Below are 11,565 nucleotides of genomic sequence, written 5' to 3'. Positions count from 1 at the left end.
TTGAACCGGACGCCGGGCGGCTCCGTAATCAGGGCGCCCGGGTCCCCGCACCCGGGCGCACGCCCGGCACCGGCCGCCGGTGTGCGGGGACTGACCAGGAGGAACAGATGCTCACGATCGCGATCGTCGACGACCACCCGGTGAAACGGGCCGGTTTGGAGAAGTTCGTCGCCGAGACGTCCGGCCTCGAGGTCGCCACGTCGGTGCGCGCGGTGGAGGACCTCGGCGACGACGTGGAGTTCGACGTCGCCATCCTGGACGTGCCACTGCGGCCGGGCGGCCCGGCGCTGTCCGCGATCGAGGTCCTGGCCGGCCGCGCGCCCGTGGTGGTCAGCTCCACCTGGGAGCGGCCGCTGACGTTCGGCGCGGTGCTGCGGACCGGCGTGCGTGGCTTCGTCGACAGCCGGGCGGACGGCCGGATCATCGTGTCCGCGCTGTTCACGGTGGGGGAGGGCGGCTTCTACGTCTGCCCGCGGCTGGCCGACCGGTTCCAGGCCGAGCTGGTCCGCAACGTCAACGAGGACCCGGCCGGCCTGGCGCCGCGCGAGGTGGAGACGCTGCGCTGGATCGCGCGCGGGCTCACCCACTCGCAGATCGCGGGCCGGATGGGGCTGACCGAGGCGACCGTGAACACGTATGCGAAGCGGATCCGGGCGAAGCTGAACGCGGGCAACAAGGCGGAGCTGACCCGGATGGCGATCGAGCTCGGCCACATGACCGACACCCGCCGCTTCCCGGCCGCGTAGGGCCCGGTCAGCATCCATGGAGCAGCAGAAGGCGCCGGAGCAGATGCAGTCCGCCACGCTGGCCAAGCAGGCCGGTGGGCGGCCGCCGAAGCCGCCGTCGCCGCACGCGGAACGGCTCGAGTTCGTGCGCGCGTTCATCGACCACGCGCGTGCCCAGCCCAGCCCGGACCGGCTCTACGCCCGGCCGCACACCGCCATGTTCGTCGCGTCCGGCTGCGCCATCTTCGCGCTCCTGTTCGGCCTGGTCTACAGCCTGTTCACGGACGGCCGGGCCGGCCGGGACGGGACCACGGCCAGTGCCGCGTCGCCGAGCCCGACCGGGCCGTCCACGTTCACGGCCGTGACCGGGTGGGACTGCCGGGGTGAGCCGGAACACGTCTTCGAGGCGCGCGGGCGGACGCCACAGTGGCAGCTCCTGTCCGGCGGTGCCTGGTCGCAGGACGGCTGCCGCGGCAACTACGCCACCATCCCGATCAGCGGCGACCAGGGGTACGACGACCCCTCCCAGGTCCTGGTCTGGGCTTTCACCCCGGGTTTCGGCGTGGACAAGTGCGATGTCGCGGTCTACACGCCCACTGTGGACACCAACGCGGTGAAGCTCGCGCCACGGGCCCGCTACTACATCTCGGCCGGCCGGGATGGCGATGATCTGGGTACATTTGACCTGAATCAGGGTGCCAAGCCCGGCGAATGGCTGGAGGCCGGGTCGTTCCCGGTGGCGAACGGCAAGTTTACGATCCGCCTGGGGAACCGGGGAAAGTTGGAGGACGGTGGCGGCGATCGGCTGCTCGTCGCCCAACTGCGTATCACGTGCGGGAAGGCCGACAGGTGACGCCCGGTCGAGGACAACCAGGACGGAAGGGCCGCACGAATGCGTACCGGGATAGCTGATGCCTCGTCGTCGGCTCGCATAGAGCGGGTCGGCACGAAGGGCTGGGGCCGGCACCGGACGATCGGCGAGGCGATCCGTGCCGCCCAGGAGGGCGGCATCGTCTCCGTCGCCGCCGGGCGGTACGGCGAGTGCGTCGTCGTCGACAGGTCGGTGCGGATCGTCGCCGAGTCCGGCGGCGTGGAGATCGCACCGGCCGACGGCGCCGCGCTCGAGGTCCGGGCCGGCACCGCGGTGGTGCAGGGTGTGACGTTCGTCTCCGCGCAGCCGGCCCGCGCCGCGGTCGTGGTCACCGGCGGCACGGTCACGCTGGACGGCTGCGAGGTGCGCAACGGCCGCGCCGAGATCGCCGGTCAGGCGTCGGTCACGCTGGACGAGTGCACGCTCAGCGGCGCCGCCGGGGCCGGTGTGGACGTCGCCGACTCCGCGCGCGTGCGCCTGCACGGCGGCGCGGTGCAGCAGGTCGAGGGCAGCGGGCTGCTGGTCCGCGGCGGCGCCCGGCTGACCGTCTCCGGCACCGCGGTCCGGCACGTCGCCGCGGCCGGGCTGCACCTGCGCGATGCCGCGGTCGCGGAGGTCGAGCGCGCCGAGATCTCGCACGCCGCGGTCGCCGCGCTGCTGGTCGAGGACGAGGCCGGCGGGATCGTGCGGGACAGCCAGTTCTTCGACAACGACGGTGACGTGCTGCGCGCCACCGGCAGCGCGCCGTTCACCGCGGACGGCTGGCCGGGCGGGCTGCCGGATCGCCCGCTGCTCGACCCGCCCGCGTTCGGCCCGGGCGAGCCCGGCGGCGTCCGGATGGAACGCTGCACCGTGGACCGCACCGGCGGCACCGCTATCCACCTCTCCGGCACCGCGCACGTGGGCGTCGCGGACACCCGGATCGACTCGGTGACCGCGGCCGGCGTGGTGGCCACCGGCGACGCGCGGCTCGTGATGACGGACAGCCACATCGTCCGGCCGCGCAGCACCGGCGTGGCGCTGCTCGGCCAGGCGCACGCGCGGATCGAGGGCTGCTCGGTGGCCGACTCCGGCGCGAACGGCCTGTTCCTCGCCGGCGACTCACGCGTGCTGCTGCGCCGGCTCGGCGTCAAGCAGACCCGCTACACCGCGGTCCACCTGGGCGGCACCGCGATCGTCACGCTCGCGGGCTGCGAGATCAGCGACACCCCGGAGTGCGGCGTGCGCGTCACCGGCCGCGCCATGGCCCGGATCGACGGCGGCCGGGTGGAACGCGCCCGGCAGTCCGGCGTGGCCGTGGAGGAGACCGGCGACGCGCACCTGAGCGGCCTGACCGTCACCGAGGGTGAGATCGGCGTGCGCGTCGACTCGCCGCACCGCGCGCTCGTGGAGAACTGCACGATCTCGGAGATCGCGCAGACCGGGTTCGAGGCCGCCAAGGGCTCCGGGCCGATCCTGCGGAACACCACCATCGAGGGGTGCGGCGGCGCCGGTGTCTTCGTGGACGCGGACGCCACCCCGGTGCTCGACGGCCTGACCATCGACCGGATCGGCGGCACCGGCGTGGTCGTCTGGGGCGGCGCCGACCCGGTGATCCGCGCGTCGACCATCGCGAACTGCAAGAAGAACGGCCTCTACCTGGGCGCGGAGGCGCACGGCACGGTCGAGGACCTGGACGTCACCGGCACCGGCTATCCCGCGCTCTACATCGGCGCGCAGGCCACGCCGGTGCTGCGCCGCGTGCACGTGCACGACGTCGACGAGGACCTGACGCTGATGGACGGCGCGAACGCCACGTTCGAGCAGTGCACCGCGGACGCGGTCGGCACCTCCACCATGCCGATCGAGGGCGCGAACCCGCTGGTCCGGCGCGCCGGTGCGGCGGTGGCCACGTCCGCGACGTCGGCCCGCAAGAACACCGCGGCCGGCACGGCGGACCCGGAGGCGGCCGAGACGCTGCCGGACCTGCTGGCCCAGCTCGACCGCCTGGTCGGCCTGGACAAGGTCAAGCACGACGTCGGCTCGCTGGTCAAGCTGGTCCAGATGGTGCAGAAGCGCCGCGAGGCCGGGCTCAGCCCGCCGCCGATGTCCCGCCACCTGGTCTTCGCCGGCAACCCCGGCACCGGCAAGACCACGGTCGCCCGGCTGTACGGCCGGATCCTGCGCGCGCTCGGCATGCTCGGCAGCGGCCACCTGGTCGAAGTGGACCGGTCCGCGCTGGTCGGCGAGTACGTCGGGCACACCGCGCCGAAGACGCAGGCCGCGTTCCGGCGCGCGCTGCACGGCGTGCTGTTCATCGACGAGGCGTACGCGCTGACGCCGGACGGGCACGGCGCGGACTTCGGCCAGGAGGCGATCTCCACGCTGGTCAAGCTGATGGAGGACCACCGCGAGGAGGTGGTGGTCATCGTGGCCGGCTATCCGTACGAGATGGTCCGGTTCATCAACACCAACCCCGGCCTGCAGTCCCGGTTCTCCCGCACGCTGACGTTCGACGACTACTCCACGGACGAGCTGGTCAGCATCGTCCAGTACCAGGCCGCCGACCACGAGTACCACCTCGGGCCGCCGACGATCGACAAGCTGCGCCGCTACTTCGACTCGGTGGACCGCGACGAGGGCTTCGGCAACGGTCGCTTCGCCCGTGGCGTGTTCCAGCACATGACGGAGCAGCACGCCGCGCGCGTCGCGGAACTCGACTCGCCCACCACCGAGCAGCTGACCGAGCTCGGCCCGGAAGACCTGCCCGACGTGCCCGACGTGCCCGCACAGCAGTAGGAGAGCGCGTGTCCCGCATCTCGTTCCACCGCCCGGCGAGGTTCCTGCCGCCGCCGATCCCCCAGGACAAGGTGGTCCTGCCGTCGCCGCCGGAGCAGAAGCAGAGCAACGCGGGCTTCATCAGCCTGCTGCTGCCGCTGCTGTCCAGCCTCGGTATCGCGGCGTACATGGTGTCCTACGGCCGGCCGATGCTGATCGCCCTGGCGATCATCTTCGCGGTCGTGTCGTTCAGCGCCACCATCGCGTTCCGGGTGCAGAACAAGCACCTGGAGCGGCGGACCGTGATGCGGCAGCGGGCGCGGTACCGCGCGCTGCTGATGGACGTGCGCACCAACGCCCGCCAGGTCGCGTCCACCCAGCGCATGCTGGGCGCGTGGGCGCACCCGGAGCCGGACCGGCTGCTGGCCATCGCGCACACCGGCCGCCGGGTGTGGGAGCGGCGGCAGGGCGACCCGGACTTCCTGAAGGTCCGGATCGGCATCGGCGACGCGGAGCTGTCCACGCCGATCCAGATCGGCACCCGGCTGGACCCGCTGGCCGACTACGACTGGGAGTCGATGCGCGCCGCCCGCCGGCTGGTCGACTCGATGAGCAAGGTGGCGGCGCAGCCGATCGCGATCGACCTCGGCACCGCCGGCGTGCTCAGCATCCTCGGCGAGCCGGAGGCCGTGGCCGCGATGACCCGGTCGATGCTGGCCCAGCTCGCGGTGATGCACGCGCCGGACGACGTGCTGATCGCGGTCGAGGCGCCGGACGTGGAGGAGTGGGAGTGGGCGAAGTGGCTCCCGCACACGTTCGAGCCGGGATCCCGGCGGCGGCCGCGCGCGGTGCCGCTGATCACGGGCGAGAACGGCGGTCTCGGCGACTTCCTGGAGCGGGAGCTGCGCAGGCGCAGCGACTCGGCCAGCGCCCGGCGGCTGCAGGCGCAGTTCGACCGCGGTGCGGCGCCGCACCAGCAGCGGCTGGTGGTGCTGTTCACCGGCTTCGACCCGGTGTCCGAGTGGGGACGCTCGGCGATGCTGCGGGCGCTGCTGGAGGCGGCCGGGCCGGCCATGGGCATCACGCTGATCTTCCTCGGCCGGCGGGAGACGGACGAGCCGGGCCGGGTGGACCTGCGGGTGACCGTGACGCCGTCCGGCGGGCTGTCGCTGACCGGCCGGACCGGGACCGGCGCGGCCACCTCCGAGCTGTCCCAGGCCGACCAGGTCAGCCTGCCGATGGCCGAGCTGATCGCCCGGAAGCTGACGCCGCTGACGCTCACCGACGAACACGAGCAGGTGCTCGCCCGTACCGTGTCGCTGATCGAGGCTCTGGTCGCCGGCCGCGGCCTGGACGCGGCGCTGGGCGGCCTGTGGGATCCGAACATGGGACCGGAGCGGCTGCTCAAGGTGCCGATCGGCACCGACGGTGACGGGCAGAGCGTGGTGCTGGACATCAAGGAGTCCGCGCAGGGCGGATCCGGTCCGCACGGCCTGATCGTCGGCGCGACCGGTTCCGGCAAGAGCGAGCTGCTGCGCACGCTGGTCGCGGGTCTGCTGGTCACGCACTCGCCGGACCTGCTGAGCATGGTGGTGGTCGACTTCAAGGGTGGCGCGACGTTCGCGCCGGTGGCCGGCATGCCGCACGTGGCCGGCATGATCACCAACCTGGCCGACGACGCGGCGCTGGTCGAGCGGGTCCGGGTCGCGCTCGCCGGCGAGCAGCAGCGCCGCCAGCAGCTGCTGCGCGCGGCCGGCAACGTCGACTCGATCAAGGAGTACCACCGCAAGCGGCAGGCCGGTGAGAGCGGCATCGACGGGGCGCCGCTGGAGCCGATGCCGTACCTGCTGGTGATCATCGACGAGTTCGCCGAGCTGCTGACCGCACACCCGGAGTTCACCGAACTGTTCGTCCAGATCGGACGCGTCGGCCGAAGTCTCGGCATGCACCTGCTCTTCTCCACCCAGCGGCTGGAGGAGGGCCGGCTGCGCGGCCTGGACTCGCACCTGTCGTACCGGATCTGCCTGCGCACGTTCAGCGCGCAGGAGAGCCGCACCGTGATCGGCACGACCGACGCCTACCGGCTGCCGCCGATCCCCGGCTCCGCCTACCTCAAGGTGGACGAGACCATCTACCGCCGGTTCCGGGTCGCGCACGTCTCCGCGCCGTGGGTCTCGCCGGAGCAGCGCGAGGCCGAGTCCGTCTCGACCTCCATCCTGCCGTACGAGATGCGCGCGCTCACCGCCGCCGACCTCTACGAGGAGGAGGAAGACGACGCGATGCCGGTGGCGGCCGCGGACGGGCCGACCGAGCTGAGCGTCATCGTCGACCGGCTCTCCAGCCGCGGCACGCCGGTCCGCCAGGTGTGGCTGCCGCCGCTGCCGCGCGCGATCCCGCTGGACACGCTGCTCGGCCCGGTCGCGGTGCAGTCCGGCCGCGGGCTGTCCGCCACCATGTGGCCGATCGCCGGTCAGCTGCGCGTCCCGCTCGGCGTGGTCGACCTGCCCGGCCAGCAGGCCCAGGAACCGCTGCTGCTGGACTTCGGCGGACCGCACGGAAACCTGGCGATCGTCGGCGCGCCCCGATCCGGGCGCAGCACGATGCTGCGCACGCTGATGCTGGCCACGATGCTGACGCACACACCGGCCGAGGCACAGTTCTACTGCATCGACTACGGCGGTGAGACGCTGCACCCGTTCGCGGCCGCACCGCACGTCGGCGACGTCGCCGGCCGGATGGACAAGGAGATGGTCGGCCGCATGCTGGCCGACACCCGGGCCCTGATCACCGGCCGGGAGAAGGTCTTCCGCGAGCTGGGCATCGACTCGGTGGCCGAGTTCCGGTCCCGGCGCGACTCCGGCCGGCTGCCGGAGGGCCTGCGCGCCGCGGACATCTTCCTGATGGTCGACAACTGGGGCGCGCTGCGCACCGACATGGACCACCTGGAACCGGTGCTGGTCGAGATCGCCTCGCGCGGCCTGGGCGTGGGCGTCCACCTGATCCTGACCACGAACCGGTGGATGGAGATCCGGCCGGCGCTGCGCGAGAGCATCGGCACCCGGGTGGAGCTGCGGCTCAACGACTACAACGAGTCGGACATCCACCGCCGGATGGCGCAGGCGATGCCGACCGGCGTGCCCGGCCGGGCGCTCTGCCCACCCGGCGTCTACAGCCAGGTCGTGCTGCCGCGCGTGGACGGCCGGGACACCGACGAGGGGCTGCGCGACGCCCAGCTGGACATCCTCGCCAAGATCGGGCCGTCCTGGTACGGCAAGCCCGCGCCGGGCGTGCGCATGCTGCCGGTCCGGGCGCTGCGCGAGGAGTTGGTCTCCGCGGACGCGACGCCGACCGCGGTCCCGATCGGCATCGGCGAGCCGGACATCGCCACGATCAGCCTCGACCTGATCAACGGCGACCCGCACTTCATCGTGTTCGGCGACACCGCGTCCGGCAAGAGCACGTTCCTGCGGACCTGGCTGCGCAACCTGATCGACCGGCAGACCGGCTGGGAGGCGCGCGTCGTCCTGATCGACTACCGGCGCTCGCTGCTCGGCATCGTCCCGGAGGGACACCTGGGCGCCTACGCCGCCGATTCACAGACCACCAAGGTGTACGCCCAGCAGATCGCCGGGAAGCTGCGCGAGCGGATGCCCCCGCCCACCATCACGCCCGAGGAGCTCAAGGCGCGCACCTGGTGGGAGGGGCCGGAGATCTACGTGGTCATCGACGACTACGACCTGGTCGGCGGCAGCATGCAGTCGCCGCTCGGGCCGCTGATGGAGTTCATCCCGCACGCCCGCGACATCGGCTTCCACGTCGTGCTGACCCGCCGGGTCGCCGGTGCCGGCCGCGGTGCGGTCGGTGACGCGTTCTTCTCCCGCGTGCGGGAGCTGGGCGGCGGCGGCCTGATCCTCTCCGGCGATCCGCGCGAGGGCCAGCTGCTCGGCACGGAGAAGGCCGCGGTGCGGCCCGCGGGCCGGGGCGCGCTGCTCTCCCGCGGCAAGCCGACCCGCCTGATCCAGATCGCGCTGGACGAGGCACCGGCCGAGGACGACCCGGGCAGCGCGGCCGGCTCCCCGTTCGCGGCGTCGAGCCGATGAGCGGGGGACGGCCGGGGACACCCGAATCGGTCACTGTCGGCGTCCTGGAGCGGCCTGACATGCTGCCCCCACCGGTACGACCCGGGCGCCGTCCGGCTCTCGTGCACAGGTTTCCCGCCGGGTTCCCGACTCCCGGCTCCGTACCGAGGAGGACATCGTGGCGTTCGAGGTAACCCCGGAATACGTGGCCGACGCGGCCGCCAACTGCACCACCAGCGCGACCGAGATCGAGGCGCAGCTGCAGGTCACCCGCAACTACGTGATCAGCCTGCGGGACGAGTACGAGGGTGTGGCGGCGCTGAACTTCGACGCGCTGATGGCCGACTTCGACGCGTTCGGCGTGATGCTGCACAACGCACTGATCAACATCGGTGACGGCCTGCGCGGCAACTTCAACAACTACACCAGCGTCGAGGAGTTCGCGACCACCAACCTGGTCGAGGTCAACGGCGAGATCCCCGGCGTCTACTTCTAGAACGCGCCCCCCGTCAGCACGCCACGAAGGAGCCACCAATGGCCGACGTTTACGGCACCCACCTCAAGGTCCCGGACAGCCTCGGGGACGCCGGTCCGTTCATCAACGGCATCTCCGAGGAGATCGTCAACAACCTGATGATGCTGGAGAGCAAGCTGCTGCCGCTGGCCGAGAGCTGGACCGGTGACACCTACATCTACTTCGAGGACCAGCGCAAGGCGTGGAACGTCGCCGCGGACGGCCTGTTCGGCCCCGAGGGCATCATGGGCATGATCGCCCACGCGCTGAACGTCAACTACAACAACTACACCGAGGCCGAGCTGACCAACACGGCCACCTGGAAGCACTAGATGGCCGATCAGCGCAGCCTCGTGACCGTCGTCGGCACGCGCAAGCGCGTCGACGTGGCGCTGCCCGCCGCCGCACCGGTGGGCGAGTACGCGGGCCGGCTCGCCGACCTGTGCGGCCAGGACAGTCACGACGTGTTCCCGCCGGCCTGGTCGCTGATCCCGGCCGGTGGGGCACCGCTGGCGCTGGAGGACACCCTCGCGGACGCGGGGGTCGCCGACGGCGCGGTGCTCTACCTGATCGACGTCGCCGGTGACCCCGGCGGCGAGCCCGCGATCGAGGACATCGAGGAACTCGTCGCGGACCAGACCGAGGACTACCGCTCGAAGGAGAGCCCGCGCGGCCTCGTGGTGATCGGGCTGTCGCTGGCCTGGCTGGCCGCGGCCGGTGTCGTGCTGCTGTGGCTGCACGGCGGGCTCGCGGGCGCGATCGGCATGACGCTCGCGGCACTCGTGCTGCTGGGTACGTCGTGGGGCCTCCAGCAGCGGCGTTCGGCCGTACCCCCGGCACTGACGCTCGGCATGTCGCTGGCCTCGGCCGTGTGCATGGCCACGGCCGGTGGGCTGCTGTTCGCGGAGCTGAGCGCGAGCCTCTGGTGGGTCGGCGTGATCGCCGGTGCCAACCTCGGCATGGTCATGGCGCTGGCCACCACGCCCGAGATCATCCTGTTCGCGGTCGAGCTGCAGATGCTGGTCGCGGGCCTGCTCGTCCCGCTGTTCCTGCCGCTGCGGGTGAACGCGGCGGAGGCGGCCGCGGCCGTGGTGGTCGCGGCGATCGCGCTGCTCGGCGGCTCGAAGTGGATCTCGGCGAGCATCACCGCGTGGGCGTCCAAGCCGCCCAAGGCGAGCGCGCCGATGGCGCAGGCGGTCACCGTGATGCTGGTCCGGGCGCGCGGCGTGCTGACGTTCGTGATCGCCGGGCCGGTGCTGGCACTGATCATCGCGCAGCCGGTGCTCGCGCTCTCCGGCAACTGGTGGGCGATCGCGCTCTCCGCGGTCGCCGGTGCCGCGCTGCTGGTCCGCACGAAGCAGGCCGGTTTCCGCAGCGAGGCGGTCGCATTCGGCGTCGCGGGCCTGACCGGCGTCTTCTCCGCGGTCGGCGCGATCGCGGAGCGGTTCTTCGGCACCGGCGGTGCCGCGGTGGCGCTGGTGATCGGCGGCTTCGTGGTGCTCGGCATCGGCGTGCTGATCACGCTGGTCGAGCTGCCGATCACGGAGTCGACCACGGATGTGTCGCTCGCCGGTGCGGCCGCGGCCGGTCGCCGGTCGGTCGCCGAGGTGGTCGGCATGTTGTGCAACCTGTCGGTCGCACCGCTGGCGATGGGCGTCTACGGCGTCTACTCGGAGCTGGCGGACATCGGCGCCGGCATCATCGGCTGACGGAACTCCCCGGCTGACGGCATCATCTGCTGACGGCGGCGGGGCGGGAGGCGCACGTCTCCCGCCCCGCCCTTTCCGATCAGGTGCTCAGGAGATGTTGCCGGTGTTGTTGTCCATGGTGACCTCGGTGATGACCGGCGGGTCCGGGAACTGGCTGCTGTAGTCGATCTGGGCGTAGGCCTGCGCGGCGCCGTCGACGGCCAGGGTGAACTGGCTGACCAGCGTGATGACGTCGGCGGCGGACGCGATCAGCCGGTTCTGGTACGTCTCCAGCTGCTCGACCATCTCCCGGCTCGGCCCGGTGTAGTTGTTGCTCTGCGTGCCCGAGTTCCAGTACATGCCCGTGCTGAAGTCGAAGGACTCGTTGTCGGTCATGTTGCTGAACGGGTCATTGTCCGCGCCGATGTCCTCCTTGGTCGCCACCGAGAAGAACCAGAGGTTGTCCTTCACGTACGCCTTGTGGGTGTTGTAGGCCGTGACCGCGGTCTTCAGGTCGGTGATGGCGAGCTTGACGCTGTCGACCACGTTGCCGGTGTTGATGCTGAACTGCTGGACGTGGGGGGTGTTGTCGACCAGCGGTTCCTGGTCCTTGTCGCCGGACGGCGGCTTCTCGACCGTGATGTCCGGGCCGGACTGCCAGCGGCCCTCCGTGTCGTCGGTCCAGGTCTCGCTGACCGTGAGGGTGGGCGGGTCGACGTTCGGCGCAGGCGCGTCCAGGCTACCGACCTCGGGGAGCTGCGGTGGCGGCGTGTCCTCTTCCTCCTCGTCGTCGCTGAGGTCGATCGGCGGCTGGGAGTACGGTCCGGGAATTACGATCTTGTCATCGGCCACGACGAGGCTCCTCCGGGTCCGTGAACGTCGGTGCGGGCGGCCGGCCTACGCGACGACAGTCGTCCGCAGCATCACTCTG

Annotated in this window: 8 protein-coding genes; 7 read left to right on the top strand and 1 reads right to left on the bottom strand. The window is 71.9% G+C overall.

Going from position 1 to position 11,565, the window contains the following annotated elements:
- Positions 1 to 107 precede the first annotated feature (107 nt).
- From J2S43_RS23135 to J2S43_RS23105, 7 genes are all read left to right on the top strand, one after another.
- Positions 108 to 746, top strand: a complete 639-nt coding sequence (locus J2S43_RS23135; RefSeq protein WP_306832512.1) for a response regulator transcription factor — start codon at positions 108 to 110, stop codon at positions 744 to 746.
- 16 nt (positions 747 to 762) lie between these two features.
- Positions 763 to 1,578: a hypothetical protein gene (locus J2S43_RS23130; protein ID WP_306832510.1), complete on the top strand. Its 816-nt coding sequence runs from the start codon at positions 763 to 765 to the stop codon at positions 1,576 to 1,578.
- Positions 1,579 to 1,617: 39 nt separating this feature from the next.
- Positions 1,618 to 4,374, top strand: a complete 2,757-nt coding sequence (locus tag J2S43_RS23125; RefSeq protein ID WP_306832508.1) for a right-handed parallel beta-helix repeat-containing protein — start codon at positions 1,618 to 1,620, stop codon at positions 4,372 to 4,374.
- A gap of 8 nt (positions 4,375 to 4,382) precedes the next feature.
- Entirely contained in the window at positions 4,383 to 8,453 is a 4,071-nt protein-coding gene (eccCa, locus tag J2S43_RS23120) for a type VII secretion protein EccCa (RefSeq protein WP_306832507.1), read from the top strand.
- Positions 8,454 to 8,610: 157 nt separating this feature from the next.
- Positions 8,611 to 8,928: a WXG100 family type VII secretion target gene (locus J2S43_RS23115; RefSeq protein ID WP_306832506.1), complete on the top strand. Its 318-nt coding sequence runs from the start codon at positions 8,611 to 8,613 to the stop codon at positions 8,926 to 8,928.
- Positions 8,929 to 8,966: 38 nt separating this feature from the next.
- A complete protein-coding gene (locus tag J2S43_RS23110) occupies positions 8,967 to 9,278 on the top strand; it encodes a WXG100 family type VII secretion target (protein ID WP_306832505.1) in 312 nt (103 codons plus the stop codon).
- A complete protein-coding gene (locus tag J2S43_RS23105) occupies positions 9,279 to 10,655 on the top strand; it encodes an EsaB/YukD family protein (protein ID WP_306832503.1) in 1,377 nt (458 codons plus the stop codon).
- Positions 10,656 to 10,742: 87 nt separating this feature from the next.
- Here the strand turns inward: J2S43_RS23105 and J2S43_RS23100 are convergent, their stop codons facing one another.
- On the bottom strand, positions 10,743 to 11,486 hold the full coding sequence (locus J2S43_RS23100) for a hypothetical protein (protein WP_306832501.1): 744 nt from the start codon (positions 11,484 to 11,486) through the stop codon (positions 10,743 to 10,745).
- Positions 11,487 to 11,565: the final 79 nt, after the last annotated feature.

It is taken from the genome of Catenuloplanes nepalensis (genome assembly GCF_030811575.1).
Lineage (GTDB): Bacteria > Actinomycetota > Actinomycetes > Mycobacteriales > Micromonosporaceae > Catenuloplanes > Catenuloplanes nepalensis.
The sequence above is the reverse complement of the archived record's forward strand: the minus strand, read 5'-3'. Positions and strand labels throughout refer to the sequence as shown.